Raw genomic sequence first — 19,500 nt, forward strand, 5'->3', positions numbered from 1 at the left:
GCCCGTGACGCCACTCCCCACCGCCGTCGCGGTCCCCGCCGCACCGCTGACCGTCGCGGCCGTGCAGGCCGAGCCCGTCCCCGGCGACGTGGCCGGCAACGCGGCGAGCGCCGCCCGGCTGGTCCGCCACGCCACGGAGCGGGGCGCGCGGGTGACCGTGCTGCCCGAGCTCTTCCTGCCCGCGTACCACCTGCCGACGCTCGCGGCCGATCCGGCCGGCACCGACGTCGCGGCCGACGCGGCCGGCGCGGTGGCCGACTCGCGGCTGGACCCGCTGCGCGAGGCGGCCCGCGACGGCGGCGGCGCCGTGGTGGTCGGCGCCTCGGTCCGGCACCCGGACGGCCGGCGGACGATCTCCGCCCTGCTGGTCGACCGCGCCGGCGAGGTCCGCGTCGGATACGACAAGCAGCAGCTGTGGAGCGGCGAGCGGGAGCTGTTCGTCGCCGGTGACCGGGGTGCCACCCTGCTCGTCGACGACTGGCGGCTCGGGATCGGCATCTGCTACGACGGCTGCTTCCCCGAGCACGGCCGGGCCGCGGCGGCCGACGGGGCGCACGGCTACCTCTGCCCGAGCGGCTACCTGGCCGGCTCCGAGCACCGCCGCGACCTCTACTACGCCGCCCGCGCGCTGGACAACACGATGTACGTGGTGTTCGCCAACCTCGTCGGCGGCGCCGACCCGTGGCGGTTCAACGGCGGCGCGGCGGTCTACGACCCGGAGGGTCGGCCGCTGGCCCGGGGCGCGGACACCGGCGAGGCCGTGCTGGTCGTCGCACTCGCCCCGGAGGCCCTCGCGGCGACCCGGGCGGCCCACTGCATGCTGCTCGACCGCCTGCCCCACCAGGGCGGCGCCCGTTCGGCGCTGCCGGCCTGACGGCGTCGGGAGGGGCCGGCACTGTCGGCGGGCGGTCGTGCTCCCGTAGGGTGCCCGAGTGCCGCTGCTCCTGCTGGACCTGGACAACACGCTGCTCGACCGGGCCGGTCCGTTCCGCGCCTGGGGGGAGCGTTTCCTGGCCGGTGTCGGCGCGCCCCCGGCCGACATCGACTGGCTGCTGTCCATCGACGCCGACGGGCTGACCGACCGGTGGGACGTGGCCGACGCCGTGCGTGACCGGTACGGGCTGCGGATGCCGTCCATCGACCTGGTCGAGGAGCTGCACGACGGCGTGGTGGCCAACATCCGGCTCGATCCGCTGGTCGCCTGCGCGCTGCGGATCGCCGACGAGGCCGGCTGGACACCCGTGGTGGTCAGCAACGGCGGGGTACGCCAGCAGGAGGCCATGATCCGGCGCACCGGACTGGACCGCTACGTCGCCGACTGGGTCATCTCCGAGGAGGTCGGCGTCAGCAAGCCCAACCCGAGGATCTTCGCGCTGGCCGCCCGGCGGGTGAGGCTGCCCCTGCGCGGCGCCTGGGTGGTCGGCGACGGCCCGGAGGTGGACATCGGGGGCGCCGCCGCCGTGGGCCTGCCCAGCGTGTGGCTGCACCGGGGGCGGAGCTGGGTCGACGACCGGTTCGCCCCCACCCGCACGGCGGACGGCGTGATCGCCGCCGTCGCGACGGTGCTCGCCGGCTGACGCGAGCGCCGCCCGCCGCCCGCCCGCCGACGCGCTGGCTGGCCACGGGTCCCTGCGCCGGGGCGGGGTCGGGCGTGGTGCCGGGTTGGGCAGCGGGGGTGCCGGCCGGGGGCCGGGCGTGGTGCCGGGCCGGGCGTAATTCGGTTGACCGGGGTGGCGCCGGCCCGTGAGCATGGTCGGCGCATCGTGCAACCGGGCCCGCGCCCGGTCGAGGAGAGGGGGTCGGTCATGGCCGTCTTCGCAGGTCGCTTCCACCTGCCCCCATCAGCCTCGAGCAAGGGATCACCACCGCAGTGCGCGATCACGACCTTCCGGCGCGCGAGCGCCGTACCCGCGGCAAGCGCCGCTTCGACGACGACGAACAGCTCTTCCTGAAGCGTGGCCGGGCCGCCGAGCCCGTCCCCGCCGACCCCGACGCCGAGCCCGACCCCGACACGGGGGAGCGCTGGTCCTCCTGGGACGACGCCGTGCACGGCCCGGAGCCCCACCCCGACTGGCTGATCACCGAGCTGGCCGCCAAGGACACCGAGCTGGGCATGCTCAAGACCGGCAAGGAGGCGGACGTCCACCTGGTCCGCCGGGCGGTGCCCGGCACCGACCGGTCCTGCCTGCTGGCGGTCAAGCGGTACCGGGACGCCCAGCACCGGTTGTTCCACCGCGACGCCGGCTACCTGGAGGGCCGCCGGGTCCGCCGGTCCCGGGAGAACCGGGCGATGGCCGGCCGTACCGCCTTCGGCCGGCAGATGATCGCCGGGCAGTGGGCGGCGGCCGAGTTCGCCGCGCTGGCCCGGCTCTGGGAGGTCGGCGCCCGCTACGGCACGATCACCGTCCCCTACCCGGTGCAGCTGCGCGGCACGGAGCTGATGCTGGAGTTCCTCGGCGACCAGGACGAGGGGCTGGCCGCGCCCCGGCTGGCCCAGCTGCGGCCGGAGGCGGGGGAGCTGCGCGAGCTGTGGGGGCAGCTCGTCGACGCTCTCGTGGTGCTCGCCCGCGCCGGCCTCGCGCACGGCGACCTGTCGCCGTACAACCTGCTGGTGCACGCGGGGCGGCTGGTGCTGATCGACCTGCCGCAGGTGGTCGACGTGGTGGCCAACCCGCAGGGCCCGGAGTTCCTGGCCCGCGACGTGCGGGTGGTCGCCACCTGGTTCGCGGCCCGGGGCCTGCCCGCGGCGGACGCCGACCCGGCCGCGCTGACGGCGCTGCTGCTGCGGGAGGCGGGGATCCGCTGACCTCGACGTCCCGGGCGGCCAGGCACCGGCCGCCCGGGACCCCCGGGTCACTGGAGGTAGCGCTCGACCGCCGGCTTGGGGCGCGTCCCCTGGGCGTCCGGGTCGCCGTGGGTCTGCCGGGCGGCCCGCCGCCGGCGCAGCAGGTCCCAGCACTGGTCGAGGGACTCCTCCAGCTCGCGCAGCCGGGTGCGGGCGTCGTCGTCCGTGCCCGACTCGCCGGCCTGCGCGTCGGCGCGCAACCGGTGCTCCTCGTCGACCAGCTCGGAGATCCGGTTCAGGATGGTCTTGTCGTCCATGCCCTGAGCCTGGCACAGGCCACGCGGGCGCGCCCGGGTTCCGCCGCCGCCCTGGCCGCTGCGGTAGGTTGCCCAGCCATGGTCCCCACCCTCCGGGCCGCCGGCCCCTCCGACCTGGTGCCGGTCGTCGACCTGCTCCGCGCCGCCCGGCCCCACCTGGTGGTCACGCCGGAGCTGCTCGCCTGGCAGGCGACCGGCAAGCCGACCGAGCGCTTCGGGATGCTCGTCGCCGAGACGGCCGACGGGATCGCCGGCGTCGCCCGGACGGGGCTGCTGTACGAGAGCGGCGAGCCGGGGCTCGGCTTCGTCAACCTGGTCGTGCGTCCCGAGGGGCGGGGGCGGGGCGTCGGGTCTGCGCTGCTCGCCGCCGCCGAGGAGCGACTCGCCGGGCTCGGGGTGCGCCGGGCGTACGCGCGGGTCGTCGACGAGCCGGCGCCGCTCGCCTTCGCCGAGCGGCGCGGCTACCGGCCCGGCCGGCGCAGCGTGATCCTGGGCCTGGACCTGGCGGCGGCGGTGCTGCCGGCCGCGCCCGCCGCGCCGGCCGGGGTGCGGCTGGGCACGGCCGCGGACCTGGTCGACCCGCGTCCGCTGTACGAGGCGGACCTGGCCGCCGCCGCGGACGAGCCGGGCGACGTCGGGATGGACGAGATCAGCTTCGACGATTGGCGGGCCGCGTACTGGGACCGGCCGGACCTGGACCGGGCGTTGAGCACGGTGGCGACGGCCGACGGTGTGGTGGTGGCGTTCAGCCTCGCGCTGACCGACCGCCGGGACCGCTACCTGTCGGGGATGACGGGCACCCGCAGCGGGTGGCGGGGCCGGGGCCTCGCCCGGGCGGTCAAGCACGCGTCGCTGCGGGCGGCCCGGTCGGCGGGCCTCCGCTGGGCGTCCACGATCAACGACGCCGGCAACGACGCGATGCGGACGGTCAACGCGTGGTTCGGATACCGGCCGGTGTCCGCCGAGTGGCGCTACCTGCGGGAGTTGCCTCGTCGCTGACCGTCCACTGTTGACAGTGGGACATTTCGCAGCACAAACACTGGAACTGCTGTCCTCATTGGTGAGATGCTTCCGCATTCGGGCGGTGGAAGTTCCACGGGGGACCGCCCGGGGACCACTGTCGAGACGACGAGGAGACCTGGTACGCATGTCCAGCTTGCGTGACGGCCACGGCGTCGCCCTCCCCGCGGATCCGCGCACGATCCCGCTGCGGCGGGCGCTGCCCGCCCTGCTCCGGGATCCACTCGGCGCGCTGGTCGGCTTCGCGGAGGGATCCGGTGGGGAGGTCGTCCGGCTCAACCTCGGGTCGTTCCGCCCGTACCTGGTCAGCCACCCCGAACACCTGCAGTACGTGCTGCGCGACCGCGCGGACAACTACATCCGGGACGGTCGGGGGCTGCTGTGGCGTCCGGTCCGTCGGGTCGTCGGGGAGGCCATCCTGGTCGCCGAAGGGGAGGTGTGGGAGTCCAGCCGTGGCGCCCTGCTGCCTCTGTTCACGGCGAAGCGGGTCGAGACCCTGGTGGACCGGATGGCCGAGGTGATCAGCGAGGCGGTCGACGAGTGGGACGAGCCGGCCCGGCAGGGGCGGCCGATCGACACGGCCGCCGAACTGACCCGGATCGTCCTGCGCACCACCATGCGGGTGCTCTTCGCCGACCGGATCTCCGTGCCGGAGGCCGAGCGGATCAGCGCCGCGCTCGACACCGTCACCACCTCGATGATCGCCCGCCTGCTGGTGCCCTTCGTGCCCTACTCGGTGCCCATGCCCGGCGACCGCGCGTTCCGGGCGGCCGTGCGGACCATCGACGAGGTGGTGCTGCCGATCATCCGTGAGGCGCGGGCGCGGCCGAGCGACGACGACGACATCATCTCCATCCTCTGCCGGCCCCGTCCGGACGGCAGCATGCCGGACGAGTACCAGATCCGCGGCGACGTCGTGGCCATGTTCTCCACCGCCACCGAGACCACCATCGCGCTGCTGTCCTGGCTCTGGCCGGTGCTGGAAACCCAACCCGAGGTCGCCGAGCGGCTCTACGCCGAAGTGGACCGGGTGGTGGGCGGCGGCCGGGTCCGGCGGGAGCACCTCGCCGAACTGCGCTACGGGCGCATGGTGCTGGACGAGATGCTGCGGCTGTATCCCGCCGGTTGGATGGTCCCCCGCACGGCGGTCGCCGACGACGTGCTCGGCGGGGTGCGGGTCAAGGCGGGCGCGACGGTGCTGATCAGTCCGTACGTGACCCAACGGATGCCGATGTTCTGGGACGACCCGGAGCGCTTCGACCCCGAACGCTTCTCGCCGGACCGGCCCCGTCGCCGCTACCGCTACTCCTACTATCCCTTCGGCGGGGGCCCGCACCAGTGCCTCGGGCAGTACCTGTTCCTCCTGGAGGCGCAGCTCATCGTGAGTACGGTGCTGAGTCGCTTCCGGTTCCGTCCGACCGCGCCGGCCGACCTGACCCCACGGATGGGCGCCTCGCTCTCGCCGCGGCAACGGCTGCGGGTGACCCTGTCGCCGGTGCAGCGGCCGGTCGCCCCGTGAGCGCGACGGACGCGCGGTCGAGGGCCGGTCAGGCCGACGTGGCCGAACAGGGCAGGATCTGCGCCCTGGCCACGCGGGGCGTGCGCGACCTGCAGAAGGTCACCGCCGCGCACCCTGGACTCTTCTCCGCCGACACGTTCGACTCCGCGATGCTCGGCTCCGTCGCCACCGCCATCGCCTTCACCGCTCCCTGGCACAGCGCCGACGAGCTGCGGATCACCACCCGTACGCTGCTCTGGGTCTTCGCCGCCGACTGGCAGGTCGACTACCTCGCGGCGTCCGCCGACGACGTGCGCGCGCTGGTGGCGGAGTGCCTCGCGGTCGCCGACGGCGCCGATCCGCCGGCGGGGCGACACCTGGCCCGGCTGCTGGCCGACATCCGCGACGAACTGGCGACCGTGCCGGCGTTCGACCGGCTCCGGCCGGTGTGGCGCGACGAACTGGAGCGGATGTTCGCCGCGGTGGCCCGGGAGTGGGACTGGAAGAACGCGTCGGGTGCCCCGGGCGGATCCCTGCCCACCCTCGATCGGTATCTCGACAACGCCGACAACCTGGCCTGTTCCTTCGTCAACGTCACGCACTGGGTCGCCACGGGCGACGGGAACTGTCTGCGGCACCTGGACGAGCTGCTGACGGTGGGCCGCGAGGTGCAACGGGTGCTGCGCCTGATCAACGATCTGGCCACCCATCAGCGGGACGTGGAGTGGGGCGACCTCAACGCGCTCATGCTGGTTTCCGACCCGGTCCTCGTGCGCGACCGGTTGGCCCAGCTCACGCAGCGCTGCCACGGGCTGCTCGACCTGCTGGCCGAGCGCGAGCCCCGGCAGGCCGACTACATGCGCCGCCAGCTCTCCTTCACCGCCGGTTTCTACCAGGTCTCCGACTTCTGGGGGACGCGATGAGCCACGGCGGGTCCCGGGCGGTCACGGCAGCCGCGCCGCCCACCGGCCGCGGTCCGGACGACTGCGGGAGCCTGGCCGGGGAGCTCGTCGACGCGATGGCGCGCAGACCATGGGGCGAGGTTGCTCCCTCCGTCTACGAGACCGGCCGGCTGGTCGCCGTCGCGCCCCTGCTCGCCGGGCACGCCGAACGGGTCGCTTTCCTCCTCCGGCACCAGCGCGACGACGGCGCGTGGGGACCCCCGGAGGGCTACGCGCTGGTGCCGACGTTGAGCGCCACGGACGCGCTGCTGGCGGCGCTGGCCGACGAGGGCCTGCCGGCGGCCGCCCGCCCGGCTTCGACCGCCGCGGCCGGGCGCGGACTGCGAGCCCTGTCCACCCTGCTCGCGGCGGGCTCCGCCGTGCCGGACACACCCGCCGCCGACCTCATCGTGCCCGCCCTGGTGGAATCGATCAACGCGCGGACGTCCGGGCCGGACGCCGCCCTGGCGGTCACGCACCCGCTGAGCCTGCCCACCGGGACGGACCGTCGACGGTTGACCGCGGTCCGGGCGGCGCACGCCGCGGGCACCGAGCTGCACCCGAAACTGGCGCACTTCGGCGAGCTGCTCGACGGGACGGCCCAGCGGTGGCCGCGGCCGCGCGCCGCCGAGCCGACCACTGTCGGGGCCTCGCCAGCAGCTACCGCCGCGTGGCTGGCCACCGCCGGTCCGGACGCCGACGCGCCCGCGGCCCGCGTCTTCCTGGAACGGCTGATCAGCGAGGGCGGCGGGCCGGTGCCCTGCCCCACGCCGATCACCGTCTTCGAACGGGCCTGGGGCCTGAGTTGGCTGTCCCGGGCCGGCATCGGAGTACGACCGCCGGAGGCGGTCCTCGCGAGCCTGGCCGACGCGGTCGGCCCCGCCGGTGCCGCCACCGGAGCGGGCCTGCTGCCCGACGCGGACACCACCGCCGTGACCCTGTACGCGCTCGGGCGCCTGGGCCGCCCGCTCGACCCGGCGAGTCTGTGGGGGTACGAGACGGCGGAGGGATTCTGCACCTGGCCGGGGGAGGACGGCTTCTCGGTCACCACGAACGCGCACGTGCTCGACGCCCTCGCGCAGCACGCCGCGCGCGATCCGGGCGCCGGCTCCCGACACCGTACCGCCATCGGCCGGCTGGCCCGGGTGCTCCGGGAGCGGCAGGAGGCCGACGGCAGTTGGCGCGACCGGTGGCACGCCTCGCCGTACTACGCCACCGCCTGCTGCGTGCTCGCGTTGGCCGAGTCCACGCCGGACGACGACAGCGTGGGCACGGTCGGTCGGGCGGTGCGCTGGGTGCTGGCCAACCAACGCGACGACGGGTCGTGGGGCCGGTGGCGAGGCACCGCGGAGGAGACCGCCTACGCCCTGCACATCCTGCTGGCCGTACCGTCGGACGAGCCGGCGGTGGCCGTCGCCGCCCGCCGGGCAAGCGCCTATCTGCGAGCGAACGTGGACCGACGCGAGCACCCACCACTGTGGTACGGCAAGGAGCTCTACTGTCCCACCACGATCGTCCGGTCGGTGGTGCTCGCCGCCTCCCACCTCGCCTGTGGCCGACTCGACAATCGACGCGGCGGCGCACATGTCATGACGGGACGGCAGAAATCAGCAACTTGAGGGTGCCATGTGGACACTGCTAGCGTACCCACTGCATTTGTCCCGCACGGCCCTCCGGCGGGACATCCGCGCTTCTACGATCTGCCGTTGATGACCTGAGTCAACGCCGGCCTGGGACGGTTCAATGCGTTCTCGCGGTACGAGTATCCGCACGAAGGTTATCGCTCTCCTGCTCTCCCTCGTGGCCCTCTGGATGTTCGCGGCCTGGGTGACCCTGCGGGACGGCTTCAATCTGCTCGGCGTCCAGATGCTCAACGCCAAGATCTACGTTCCCAGCGAGCCGTTACTCCAGGAACTCCAGCTGGAGCGCCGCCTGACCCAGGCGTACCTCAGCGACCCGGGGCCGGAGCAGCGGGCGGCGCTCGAGGCCGAACACCGGACGACGACGGAGTTGACGGCCTCCTTCACCAAGTCCGTGCGGCACTGGCAGGTCGAGGTCGCCGGCGGCGACGCGTTGAGCAGGCAGCTCGACGAATCGGTGGCCCAGCTGGAGGCGCTGGGGGCGGTACGCGGCGCGGTACTCGATCGCGGCACCGACCGGATCTCCGCGGCGGACGCCTACACCCGTGCCATCGGATCCATCTTCCAGATCTACGACGTCACCGGCAGCCTGGACGACAAGGAGCTGGCGGCGGACGCCGCGGCCCTCATCCAGCTCAACCGGATGAAGGAGCTGATCTCGCAACAGGACGCGCTGCTCAGCGGCCTGTTCGGCAGTGGCCGCATGAGTGGCCCGGAGTACGCCCGATACACCACGCTCGTCGGCGCCGAGCGCTTCCTCGGCGACGAGACCAGGTCGAAACTCTCCGCCGCCGACCAGCGGCGCTACCAGCAGCTCGTCGAGAGCGAGCCGTTCAAGCGCCTGCGCTCGGTCCAGGACGGCATCATCCGTGGCGGCCAACCGACGACGCAGCTGCCGGTGAGCCGGGACGAGTGGCGCAACACGGTCGACCAGGCGCTGGCCGAGGTCAACAACACGGTGGTGGCGGGCGGCGACGGCATCGTGGGCCGGGCGTCCACCGTGGCCGCGATGGTCGTCGTGCGCCTCGTACTGGCCACCGGCCTGGGCCTGCTGGCGGTCATCGCCTCGATCGTCGTCTCCGTCACGACGACCCGAGCCCTGCTGCGGCAGCTGGAGCGGCTGCGCGAGGCCGCCTTCCGGCTCGCCAACGAGCGGCTTCCCGGCGTGGTCGAGCGGCTCGGCCACGGCGAGGAGGTCGACGTCGCCACGGAGGCGCCTCCGCTGGAGTTCGGTGACGACGAGATCGGCCAGGTGGGCAAGGCGTTCAACGCCGTGCAGGAGACCGCCATCCGTACCGCCGTCGAGCAGGCCGAGCTGCGCCGCAACGTGCGCGACGTCTTCCTCAGCCTGGCCCGGCGCACCCAGGCCCTGGTGCACCGCCAGCTCACCCTGCTCGACGCGATGGAGCGCCGCGAGCACGACGCCGAGGAGCTGGAGGACCTGTTCCGGGTCGACCACCTGGCCACCCGGATGCGGCGCAACGCCGAGAACCTCATCCTGCTCTCCGGCTCCACCCCGGGCCGCGCCTGGCGGCGCAACGTGCCGATGGTCGACGTCGTCCGCGGCGCCGTCGCCGAGGTCGAGGACTACACCCGGGTCAACGTGCTGCCCCTCGGCGCGGTCTCGCTCACCGGCCGCGCGGTCGGCGACGTCATCCACCTGCTCGCCGAGCTGATCGAGAACGGCCTGTCCTTCTCCCCGCCGCACACCTCGGTCGAGGTGCGCGGACAGATGGTGGCCAACGGCTTCGCCATCGAGGTCGAGGACCGTGGCCTGGGCATGAGCGAGGAGGACCTGGCCGCCGCGAACCACCGGATCGTCGACCAGTCCGAGCTGAACCTGGCCAACGCCTCCCGCCTCGGGCTCTACGTCGTCAGCCGGCTGACCGAGCGGCACGGCGTGCGGGTGCAGCTCAAGGAGTCCGCGTACGGCGGCACCACGGCCGTCGTGCTGATCCCGGCCGAGCTGGTCACCGCCGACGACGAGGACCCGAGCACCTCCGGCGGGTTCCGGGCCGGCCTGCCCGCTGCCGCCGGCCCGGTGGCCGGCGCGTCCGGCCAGGCGCCGCCCGCCGCCGAGCCGCCGCTCGCCACGGCGCCGGTGGCGCTGGCCGAACCGCTCACGTCCCGCCCCCGCTCGGCGCCGGACGCCGACGCCCCCGCCGCGGGGGACGCCGACGACGGTGGCGCCCTGCCGACCCGGTCGCGCGGCCGGAGCCTGCCGACGACCGGTCCGGCCCTCGACGCGCGGCTGCCCGTCCGGCCCCGTGGCGGCCCCGAGCAGTACGCCCTGGACGGCCCGACCTTCCCGACCGGCCTGCCGACGGCCGCCGCCCGGCCCGCGCCGGCGCAGACGCCCGAGGCGACGGAGCCGGCCGCACCGGAGGCGGACACCGGGTCCACGGCGACCGGCGGTCCGGCGCCGACGGCCCGCCAGGTGACGGCGCGTACCGACTCGGGGCTGCCGGTCCGGGTCCGGCAGGCCAGCATCGTGCCGGAGCTGCGCGACGATCCGGCAGCCGGCGGGGACGACGACGGGGACGACGACGCGGTGCGCCCGCCGGAGCAGGTACGCCGGATGATGAGCTCCTACCAGACCGGCACCCGGCGCGGCCGTACGGACGCCGCCCGGCTGCTAGGCGGGGTGGGCGACAGCCGAACCGAGGCCGGCGAGGAACCCGACGCCGGCGACGACCTGCAAGCGACCTGACCGGTGCCGCCACGGTGCGGGGGATCCCCGCACCGTGGCGGTCAGCCGAGACGAGCACGGCGACAACAGCCGGGGGAGAAGAGGACGACGAGTGGCGCAGAAGACGGCTTCGAGTGCCGACCTGACGTGGTTGCTGGATGATCTGGTCGGCCGGGTGAAGCAGGCCGACCACGCGGTCGCGCTCTCGACGGACGGCCTGTTGATGGCCGCCTCGCGAGGGCTCGGCCGGGACGACGCCGAGCACCTGGCGGCCATGGCGGCCGGCATCCAGAGCCTGGCCCGGGGCGCCGGCAAGCGCTTCGGCGGCGGGCAGGTGCAGCAGACCATCATCGAGATGCAGTCGTCGTTCCTGTTCGTCACGGCGGCCGGGCGCAACGCCTGCCTCGCCGTCCTCGCCAGCGAGGACGCCGACGTGGGCCTGATCGCCTACGAGATGGCGATGCTGGTCACCCGCGTCGGCAAGTACGTGGCGTCGCCGTCGCGGACCGGCGAGCAGCAGACCGGCGAGAAGTAGCCGCGATGACGGTGCAGGGGGAGTCCTCGGAGCACCAGTGGGTCGACGACCATGCCGGCCCGGTCGTGCGCCCGTACGCGATGACGCGCGGCCGGGCCCGGCCGGTCACCGGCACGTTCGACCTGATCTCCCTGGTGACGGCGACCCGCGCGGACGTGACCCCGGAGGTCGGGCTGGGCCCGGAGCACCTGGCGATTGTCGGGCTCTGCCAGCGGATCCAGTCCGTCGCCGAGATCGCCGCCCACCTGGACCTGCCGGTGGGCACCATCCGGGTCCTGCTCGGTGACCTGGCGGCCCGCAGCCTGGTGCAGGTACGCGAACCGCACACCACAGCCGGCCTTCCCGACAACAGCGTTTTCGAGGCGGTAATCAATGGACTACGGGCACTCTGAGCGGCCGGCGGGAGCGACGCCACTGCCCACCGCGATCAAGATCCTCGTCGCGGGTGGCTTCGGCGTCGGCAAGACCACCATGGTCGGTGCGGTCAGCGAGACGCGCCCGCTGCGTACGGAGGAGGTGTTGACCGAGTCCGGCGTCGGCATCGACGACCTCTCCGGGGTGGAGAGCAAGACGACCACCACCGTGGCGATGGACTTCGGCCGCATCACCATCAGCGACGACCTGGTGCTCTACCTCTTCGGCACCCCCGGCCAGGACCGGTTCTGGTTCGTCTGGGACGAACTGGCGCTCGGCGCGCTCGGCGCGGTGGTGCTGGCCGACACCCGGCGGCTCGCCGACTGCTTCCCCTCCATCGACTACTTCGAGGGCAGGGGCACGCCGTTCGTGGTGGCGGTCAACTGCTTCGAGGGGGCCCGGCAGTACCGGCTCGACGAGGTGCAGGCGGCGCTCAACCTCGACCCGGGGGTGCCGGTGCTGCTCTGCGACGCGCGGCAGCGGGAGTCCAGCAAGGAGGTGCTCATCACGCTGATGGAGCACGCCATGAAGACCCGCGAGGCCCGCCGCCGCGCCGCCGCAGCCGAGTAACCGGACGACCACCACCGCACCGCACCGCAGCCGCGTCGGTGCGCAGCCGCCGTTGCGCGGGTAGCCGCCGTTGCGGCTGCCCCGCGTCCCTGTCCCGCTGCCCGCCGCGTCGCGTCTTCTGGCGCGTTGCTGCCTGCTGCGTCGTGTGTCTCGGTGCGCGGATGAGATCTTGGTGGGGAACGGCCCTTCTGGGGGCGCTCGCGTGCCAAGATCTCCTCGCCTTGCTGCCTGCTGCTCTTGTGTCTCGGTGCGCTGACGAGATCTTGGTGGGGAATGGCCCCTCTGGGGGCGCTCGCGTGCCAAGATCTCGTTGCGTTGCTGCCCGCTGCGTCGTGTCCCCGGTGCGCCGACGAGACTTGGTAGGGAAGCGGCGTGGTCCACATCCTCAAGGACCTGGACCGGGACATCCCCTGCCGGGGCGCTCGCGTGCCAAGATCCGTTGCGTTGCTGCCTGCTGCGTCGTGTGTCCCGGTGCGCCGACGAGATCTTGGTAGGCAACGGCCCCTCCAGGGGCGCTCGCGTACCAAGATCTCGGGCGTGAACCGGTGTCAGCGCCGGTCAGTGGCAGCGCGGCCGTTGGGTGCCAGTGCGCCCGGTTCACGGGGCGGGGCGAGGGGGCACGGACTCCCGCATTGGCCGCGCCGTCGAGTCGACAGCGCGCTTCGGGTGCTCCGGCGTGGGGTCCGTGGGCGCTAGGTCGGGTGGCGGTGGAACGGCTGATTGATTGACTTCGATCAATTGGGCTGCCTAGCATGGTGCTTGGAAAGCGCTTTCCGCCGTCCATCACCTGGCTGATCGCCGGTGCCGGTCCGCAACCCGACGCGTGCCCGTCCCCACTCGCGTCCGGTTCCGGGCGACCGTGCCCGGCACCCCGAACGGCATCCGGCCCCTCGTGCGCCGGCTCCGGCGATCCGCCGTACGAGAAAGGCGGAACCTCATGCTCGCGACCCGCAACACGGACGGGCCGCCACGGCCCGGGCGTCGTCGACGGCTGCTCGCCGCTGCCGGCCTGGCCGCCGCACTGGTGGCACCGGCATCACCGGCCGGCGCCGCGCCCCAGCCCGCCCCGCAGACAGCATCCGGCACCGCCCCGCAGGCAGCGCCCAGCACCGCCTCGCAGGCAGCGTCCGGCGGCGCCTCGCAGGCGGCACCGGGCAACGCTCCGGCCGCGGCGGCAACCGGTACCGCCTCGCAGGCGGCATCCGGCACCGCTCCGGCCGCGGCGGCGGACGGCTTCGCCAGCGTTTCCGCCCTCGGCCAGAACGGGACCACCGGCGGTGCCGGCGGGCCGGTCGTCACGGTCACCACCACCGCGCAGCTCCTCGACCACATCGCTCGCCCGGGGCCGTACGTCATCCAGGTCGCCGGCACCATCACGCTGCCCACCGGCGCCAACGACGGGATGTGGAACGTCGCCTCCGACAAGACGATCGTCGGGCTCGGCGACGACGCGACGCTCTCCGGCGGAGGGCTCAACATCGGCGTGCCGGTCGACGACGACGTGACCTCGCCCCCGGCGAACGCGGTGCACAACATCATCATCCGGAACCTGCACCTCACCGGCGCGACGGACGACCTGATCAACGTCCAGATGTTCTCGCACCACATCTGGATCGACCACAACGAGTTCTCCAACGGCGACGACGGCGCGGTCGACATCAAGCGCGGCTCGGACTTCGTCACGGTCTCCTGGAACCACTTCCACGACCACGACAAGACGCTGCTGCTCGGCCACGACGAGGACGCCGGCCCGCAGGACATCGGCCGGCTGCGGGTCACGTACCACCACAACTTCTTCGACCGCTCCGACCAGCGCAACCCGCGGGTTCGCTTCTCCGCGCTCGCGCACGTCTACAACAACCACTACAACGACAACAGCTACGGGGTGGCCTCCACGTACGACGCCGCCGTGCTGATGGAGAACAACTACTTCTACAGCGTGAACAATCCGGGCCGGGTCGACTTCAGCGGCGACCTCGGCCGCATCGTCGAGCGGGGCAACATCCTCATCGCCTGCAACCACCCGATCGAGACCCGGGGCACGGTGCCGGACCCGCGCGGGTACTACCCGTACACCCTCGACCCGGCCGCGAGCGTGCCGACCATCGTCCCGGCGGGCGCCGGGCCCGGCAAGGCCACGGCCCTCGCCGCGCCGGCCCTCGCCGCGCCGGCCGCCGTCGCGCCGGCCGCCGCGGGCCCGGACGGCTTCGCCGCCGTGGCCGCGCTCGGCCAGAACGGCACCACCGGCGGCGCCGGCGGACCGACCGTGACCGCGACCAACGCGGCGGACTTCCTGGAACACATCGACACGGTGGGCCCGCTGGTCATCCAGGTCACCGGGCGGATCGCGATCACCAGCAAGCAGGGGGTACGCCCCAACAAGACCATCGTCGGGTTCGGCAACGCCGAGATCACCGGCGGCGGGCTGGACTTCTACCGGTCGTACAACGTGATCGTCCGCAACATCAACTTCACGAACGCGGAGGACGACGCGATCAACGTCGGCCAGAACTCGCACCACATCTGGATCGACCACAACCGCTTCTCCGGCGCGGTGGACGGCTCGGTCGACATCGTGCGCGGCGCCGACTACGTGACGGTGTCGTGGAACCACTTCGACCACGCGGACAAGTCCATGCTGATCGGCCACTCCGACGGCTCGGCCTCCACCGACGTGGGCCGGCTGAAGGTCAGCATCCACCACAACTTCTTCGACAACAGTCGCCAGCGGCACCCCCGGGTCCGCTTCGGCGAGCCGGTGCACGTCTACAACAACTACTTCCTCGGCAACGCCCTCTACGGCGTGGCGTCGACGGAGAACGCCGGCGTGCTGGTGGAGGGGAACTACTTCCGCGACGTGCCGCACCCGATGTGGTCGGCGAGCGGCTACGCCGACAGCGGACCCGGCCGGGCGGTGCAGCGCCACAACGTGTACGTCAACTCCGGCGCGCCGGAGACGAACGGCACCGTGGTCGAGCCGCGCACGTACTACCCGTACACCCTCGACCCGGCGGCTGACGTGCCCGCCCTGGTCGTCGCGGGCGCCGGTACCGGCCGCATCTGAGCGGACACGCGAGGGGCCCCCTGCCGTCGTGGCAGGGGGCCCCTCGTCCGTGTCGTCAGCTGGCGATCATGCGACGCAGCACGTACTGCAGGATGCCGCCGTGCCGGTAGTAGTCCGCCTCGCCCGGGGTGTCGATCCGGACCACCGCGTCGAACTCGACGCCGGTGTCGGTGCTGACCTTGACCGTACGCGGGGTCTCGCCGTCGTTCAGCGCGGTCACACCGGTGATGGAGAACGTCTCCGTGCCGGTGAGGCCGAGCGACTCGGCGGTCTCGCCGGCCGGGAACTGCAGCGGGAGCACGCCCATGCCGATCAGGTTCGAGCGGTGGATCCGCTCGTACGACTCGGCGATGACCGCCCGGACGCCGAGCAGCATGGTGCCCTTGGCCGCCCAGTCGCGCGACGAGCCGGAACCGTACTCCTTGCCGGCCAGCACGACCAGCGGGATGCCCGCCTCCTGGTAGGCCACCGAGGCGTCGTAGATCGAGGTCTGCTCGCCGGTCAGGTGGTTGACCGTGAAGCCGCCCTCGACGCCGGGGACCAGCTGGTTGCGCAGCCGGATGTTGGCGAAGGTGCCCCGGATCATCACCTCGTGGTTGCCCCGGCGCGAGCCGTACGAGTTGAACTCGTGCCGCGGCACGCCGTGTTCGGCGAGGTACGTCCCGGCGGGCGAGTCGGCCTTGATGGAACCGGCCGGCGAGATGTGGTCCGTGGTCACCGAGTCGCCCAGCTTGGCCAGCACCCGGGCGTCGGCGATGTCGACGACCGCCTTCGGCTCCCGCTCCATGCCCTCGAAGTACGGGGGCTTGCGGACGTAGGTGGACTCCTGCGCCCAGGCGAACGTGTCGCCGGTCGGGGTGGGCAGCGACTGCCAGCGCTCGTCACCGGCGAAGACGTCCTCGTACGCGGCGCTGAAGCCGGTGGCGCCGATCGCCGACGCGATGACGTCCTGGATCTCGGCGCTGTTGGGCCAGATGTCCCGCAGGAACACCGGGTTGCCCTCGCTGTCCTCGCCGATCGGCTCGTTGGCCAGGTCGATGTCCATCGTGCCGGCCAGCGCGTACGCGACCACCAGCGGCGGGGACGCCAGGTAGTTCATCTTGACGTCCGGGTTGATCCGGCCCTCGAAGTTGCGGTTGCCGGAGAGCACGGAGACGACGGCCAGGTCGGCCTCGTTGACCGCGGCCGAGACCTCCTCCGGCAGCGGGCCGGAGTTGCCGATGCAGGTGGTGCAGCCGTAGCCGACCAGGTGGAAGCCGAGCTTCTCCAGGTAGGGCGTGAGGCCGGCCCGCTCGTAGTAGTCCATGACGACCTTGGAACCTGGAGCCAGGGTGGTCTTCACCCACGGCTTGCGGGTCAGGCCCTTGTCGACCGCGTTGCGGGCCAGCAGGGCCGCGCCGATCATCACCTGCGGGTTGGAGGTGTTGGTGCAGGAGGTGATCGCCGCGATCACCACGGCGCCGTGGTCCAGCTCGTACTCGACGCCGTCGGCGCCGGTGACCCGGATCGGGTTGCTGGCCCGCCCGCCGGAGCCGACCGCCGCCGTCTCCAGGTCGCGCGGCGCGTCGGCCGGGTCGCTGACCCCGTTGGCCGGGGAGTCGCTGGCCGGGAAGGACTCGGCGCTCGCCTCGTCGGCGTGGCCCTGCACGCCGAACGGCTTCTCCTGCTGCGGCACGCCCGACTTGCGGCCACGGTCGCCGCCGGTCTCGTCGGCGGCCACGTAGTCGGTCAGCGCCGAACGGAACAGCGTCTTGGCGTTGCCCAGCGGAACCCGGTCCTGCGGGCGCTTCGGGCCGGCCAGGGACGGCTCGATCGTGCCCAGGTCCAGCTCCAGGCGCTCCGAGTACTCCGGCTCGGCGTCCGGGTCGTGCCAGAGGCCCTGCTCCTTGGCGTACGCCTCGACGAGCGCGACCTGCGCGGCGTCCCGACCGGTCAGCTCCAGGTAGCGGACGGTCTCGGCGTCGATCGGGAAGATCGCGACGGTGGAGCCGTACTCCGGGGACATGTTGCCGATGGTGGCCCGGTTGGCCAGCGGCACGGCGCCCACGCCCGGGCCGTAGAACTCGACGAACTTGCCCACCACGCCGTGCTTGCGCAGCATCTCGGTGATGGTGAGCACCAGGTCGGTGGCGGTGGTGCCGGCCGGCATCTCGCCGGAGAGCTTGAAGCCCACCACGCGCGGGATCAGCATGCTGACCGGCTGGCCGAGCATCGCGGCCTCGGCCTCGATGCCGCCGACGCCCCAGCCGAGCACGCCCAGGCCGTTGACCATAGTGGTGTGCGAGTCGGTGCCGACCACCGTGTCCGGGTACGCCTGGCCGTTGCGCTCCATGATCGTGCGGGCCAGGTACTCGATGTTGACCTGGTGCACGATGCCCGTGCCCGGCGGGACGACCTTGAACTCGTTGAACGCGGTCTGGCCCCAGCGCAGGAACTGGTAGCGCTCCTTGTTGCGCTCGTATTCCAGCTCGACGTTGCGCTCGAAGGCGTCCTTGCGACCGAACAGGTCGGCGATGACGGAGTGGTCGATGACCAGCTCGGCCGGGGCGAGCGGGTTCACCTTGGTGGCGTCGCCGCCCAGGTCCCGCACCGCCTCGCGCATGGTGGCCAGGTCGACCACGCAGGGCACGCCGGTGAAGTCCTGCATGAGCACCCGCGCCGGGGTGAACTGGATCTCGACGCTCGGGTCGGCGTCGGATTCCCAGGCCCCGAGCTGCCGGATGTGGTCGGCGGTGATGTTCGCGCCGTCCTCGGTCCGGAGCAGGTTCTCCAGGAGGATCTTCAGGCTGTAGGGGAGCCGTTCGTGCCCCTCCACCTTGCTGATCTTGAAAATCTCGTAGCTCGCGTCTCCGACGCGTAGCTGGGTCTTCGCACCGAAGGTGTCGAGGCTCGCCACGTCGTACTCCTTCACACCAGCGACCGTGAGTAGTCCTGAGCAGTCTGTCGCACCGGTCGGGGTGCCGCCGTGGTTAGGGGACACTTACCGCCGATCTCGTCGTCAACAAAACCGTACGTCCGTCTTGCTAACTTCGCAACCTCGTGCCATCGTTCGGGACGAGGAGGTGCCACCATGATCCATCACGTCCAGCTCGCCTGCCCACGCGGCTCCGAGGAGGCGTCGCGGGGCTTCTACGTCGGGGTGCTCGGCATGACCGAGAAGCCCAAACCGCCCGCGCTCGTGGCCCGCGGCGGCTGCTGGTTCACGGGACACGGCGCGGAGCTGCACCTGGGCGTGGAGGACGGGTTCAGCCCCGCCCGCAAGGCCCACCCGGGCCTGCTGTGGCCGGACCTGGACGCGCTCGCCGCCCGGTTGGTCGCCGCCGGGTACCCGGTCACCTGGGGCGACGACGAGCTGCCCGGGATGCGCCGCTTCCACTCGCAGGACGCGCACGGCAACCGGCTGGAGTTCCTCGCCCCGGTCGACTGACCCGCCGCGCTTGCGGGCGCGGAACTGCCGACTCGGTCGGCCGCCCGGCCCTGCTTCGGGCGCGGCAGGACTCGGGCGGCCGCTGGGCCCTGCCCCCGGGCTCGGCAGGACTCGGGTGGCCGCTGGGCGCGGCAGGACTCGGTCGGCCGCCCGGCCATGCCTCCCGGGCTCGGCTTTGCGGGGCGGTCCGGCCCTGGCCCGGCGGCGCCGGACCGGCGGGTCGAGGCGCTGCTGGTCCTGGCACAGGCAGCCTGGCTGATGCTCGACAGCCGGGAGAGCCTTCAGTCATGACGAAAGGGCCGGCCCCCTGTGCGGGGTCCGGCCCTTGTCGTCTGGTGGTGTGGGTGTTGTCGTCGGTCAGGCGGTGTAGCCGCGGGTGGCGATCCAGTCGGCCAGGTTGTCGACGCTCATGCGGTAGGAGGCCTGGTCGGGGTTGGCCGAGTCGGCGATGGTGACGGTCGCACCGTTGTCGCGGTAGCCGACGACGCTGATATAGTGCCCGCCTTCGAAGGAGTGGGTGACGCCGTCGGTGTCGGTGGCGGTGCCGGCGATGTTGGCGACCACGGCGTGGCCTTCGTCGATGGCGGTGACGATGTCGGC

At 73.0% G+C, this 19,500-nt stretch carries 16 protein-coding genes; 13 read left to right on the forward strand and 3 right to left on the reverse strand.

From position 1 onward, the window contains the following. Window positions 1-4: 4 nt before the first annotated feature. The 3 genes from ACLQ22_RS14845 (at window position 5) to ACLQ22_RS14855 (ending at window position 2,806) form a co-directional block, all read left to right on the forward strand. Window positions 5-874, forward strand: coding sequence for a carbon-nitrogen hydrolase family protein (locus tag ACLQ22_RS14845; protein WP_425692756.1), 870 nt, complete (start codon window positions 5-7; stop codon window positions 872-874). Between the two features lie 58 nt (window positions 875-932). Further along, window positions 933-1,577 carry an HAD family hydrolase gene (locus ACLQ22_RS14850; RefSeq protein ID WP_425692757.1) on the forward strand — a complete coding sequence of 215 codons (645 nt, stop codon included), beginning with the start codon at window positions 933-935 and terminating at the stop codon, window positions 1,575-1,577. Between the two features lie 293 nt (window positions 1,578-1,870). Continuing rightward, window positions 1,871-2,806, forward strand: coding sequence for an RIO1 family regulatory kinase/ATPase (locus tag ACLQ22_RS14855; RefSeq protein ID WP_121400712.1), 936 nt, complete (start codon window positions 1,871-1,873; stop codon window positions 2,804-2,806). A 47-nt stretch (window positions 2,807-2,853) separates the two neighbouring features. Here ACLQ22_RS14855 and ACLQ22_RS14860 read toward each other — a convergent pair whose 3' ends face one another. Continuing rightward, window positions 2,854-3,102, reverse strand: coding sequence for a DUF2630 family protein (locus ACLQ22_RS14860; RefSeq protein WP_121400713.1), 249 nt, complete (start codon window positions 3,100-3,102; stop codon window positions 2,854-2,856). 78 nt (window positions 3,103-3,180) lie between these two features. On the opposite strand from ACLQ22_RS14860, the gene ACLQ22_RS14865 reads away from it, so the two are divergent. The 9 genes from ACLQ22_RS14865 (at window position 3,181) to ACLQ22_RS14905 (ending at window position 15,473) form a co-directional block, all read left to right on the forward strand. Continuing rightward, window positions 3,181-4,101, forward strand: a complete 921-nt coding sequence (locus ACLQ22_RS14865; RefSeq protein ID WP_425692758.1) for a GNAT family N-acetyltransferase — start codon at window positions 3,181-3,183, stop codon at window positions 4,099-4,101. Between the two features lie 202 nt (window positions 4,102-4,303). Continuing rightward, window positions 4,304-5,641, forward strand: coding sequence for a cytochrome P450 (locus ACLQ22_RS14870; RefSeq protein WP_370040779.1), 1,338 nt, complete (start codon window positions 4,304-4,306; stop codon window positions 5,639-5,641). Next, the gene (locus ACLQ22_RS14875) at window positions 5,638-6,543 is read left to right on the forward strand and encodes a terpene synthase family protein (protein WP_425692759.1); all 906 of its coding nucleotides are present in this window, start codon (window positions 5,638-5,640) and stop codon (window positions 6,541-6,543) included. Before ACLQ22_RS14870 ends, ACLQ22_RS14875 begins: the two co-directional genes overlap by 4 nt. Beyond that, a complete protein-coding gene (locus ACLQ22_RS14880; RefSeq protein WP_425692760.1) occupies window positions 6,540-8,180 on the forward strand; it encodes a prenyltransferase in 1,641 nt (546 codons plus the stop codon). The genes ACLQ22_RS14875 and ACLQ22_RS14880 overlap by 4 nt, the downstream gene beginning before the upstream one ends. A 124-nt stretch (window positions 8,181-8,304) precedes the next feature. Further along, window positions 8,305-10,911, forward strand: a complete 2,607-nt coding sequence (locus tag ACLQ22_RS14885) for a nitrate- and nitrite sensing domain-containing protein (protein ID WP_425692761.1) — start codon at window positions 8,305-8,307, stop codon at window positions 10,909-10,911. A gap of 91 nt (window positions 10,912-11,002) precedes the next feature. Continuing rightward, window positions 11,003-11,425: a roadblock/LC7 domain-containing protein gene (locus ACLQ22_RS14890; RefSeq protein WP_091629996.1), complete on the forward strand. Its 423-nt coding sequence runs from the start codon at window positions 11,003-11,005 to the stop codon at window positions 11,423-11,425. A 5-nt stretch (window positions 11,426-11,430) separates the two neighbouring features. Then, a complete protein-coding gene (locus ACLQ22_RS14895; protein WP_121400719.1) occupies window positions 11,431-11,817 on the forward strand; it encodes a DUF742 domain-containing protein in 387 nt (128 codons plus the stop codon). Then, a complete protein-coding gene (locus ACLQ22_RS14900) occupies window positions 11,798-12,409 on the forward strand; it encodes a GTP-binding protein (protein ID WP_121400720.1) in 612 nt (203 codons plus the stop codon). Before ACLQ22_RS14895 ends, ACLQ22_RS14900 begins: the two co-directional genes overlap by 20 nt. 937 nt (window positions 12,410-13,346) lie before the next feature. Beyond that, window positions 13,347-15,473, forward strand: coding sequence for a pectate lyase family protein (locus ACLQ22_RS14905; protein WP_425692762.1), 2,127 nt, complete (start codon window positions 13,347-13,349; stop codon window positions 15,471-15,473). A 55-nt stretch (window positions 15,474-15,528) separates the two neighbouring features. Here ACLQ22_RS14905 and ACLQ22_RS14910 read toward each other — a convergent pair whose 3' ends face one another. After that, window positions 15,529-18,384 carry an aconitate hydratase gene (locus ACLQ22_RS14910; protein ID WP_425692763.1) on the reverse strand — a complete coding sequence of 952 codons (2,856 nt, stop codon included), beginning with the start codon at window positions 18,382-18,384 and terminating at the stop codon, window positions 15,529-15,531. Window positions 18,385-18,543: 159 nt separating this feature from the next. Here ACLQ22_RS14910 and ACLQ22_RS14915 point away from each other — a divergent pair, with 159 nt between their 5' ends. Continuing rightward, window positions 18,544-18,900, forward strand: a complete 357-nt coding sequence (locus tag ACLQ22_RS14915; protein WP_425692764.1) for a VOC family protein — start codon at window positions 18,544-18,546, stop codon at window positions 18,898-18,900. Between the two features lie 357 nt (window positions 18,901-19,257). Here ACLQ22_RS14915 and ACLQ22_RS14920 read toward each other — a convergent pair. Continuing rightward, window positions 19,258-19,500 (reverse strand): C39 family peptidase (locus tag ACLQ22_RS14920; protein WP_425692765.1); only part of this gene is annotated, 243 nt, incomplete at its 5' end.

The organism is Micromonospora sp. DT178 (assembly GCF_049841695.1).
In the GTDB taxonomy this organism is placed as follows: Bacteria; Actinomycetota; Actinomycetes; order Mycobacteriales; family Micromonosporaceae; genus Micromonospora.

Bases quoted from the DNA above. Each gene is read 5' to 3' on its own strand.
- ACLQ22_RS14900 (WP_121400720.1), top strand. From the start codon at position 11,798: ATGGACTACGGGCACTCTGAGCGGCCGGCGGGAGCGACGCCACTGCCC.
- ACLQ22_RS14880 (WP_425692760.1), top strand. From the start codon at position 6,540: ATGAGCCACGGCGGGTCCCGGGCGGTCACGGCAGCCGCGCCGCCCACC.
- ACLQ22_RS14905 (WP_425692762.1), top strand. From the start codon at position 13,347: ATGCTCGCGACCCGCAACACGGACGGGCCGCCACGGCCCGGGCGTCGT.
- ACLQ22_RS14915 (WP_425692764.1), top strand. From the start codon at position 18,544: ATGATCCATCACGTCCAGCTCGCCTGCCCACGCGGCTCCGAGGAGGCG.
- ACLQ22_RS14895 (WP_121400719.1), top strand. From the start codon at position 11,431: ATGACGGTGCAGGGGGAGTCCTCGGAGCACCAGTGGGTCGACGACCAT.
- ACLQ22_RS14865 (WP_425692758.1), top strand. From the start codon at position 3,181: ATGGTCCCCACCCTCCGGGCCGCCGGCCCCTCCGACCTGGTGCCGGTC.
- ACLQ22_RS14860 (WP_121400713.1), bottom strand. From the start codon at position 3,102: ATGGACGACAAGACCATCCTGAACCGGATCTCCGAGCTGGTCGACGAG.
- ACLQ22_RS14885 (WP_425692761.1), top strand. From the start codon at position 8,305: ATGCGTTCTCGCGGTACGAGTATCCGCACGAAGGTTATCGCTCTCCTG.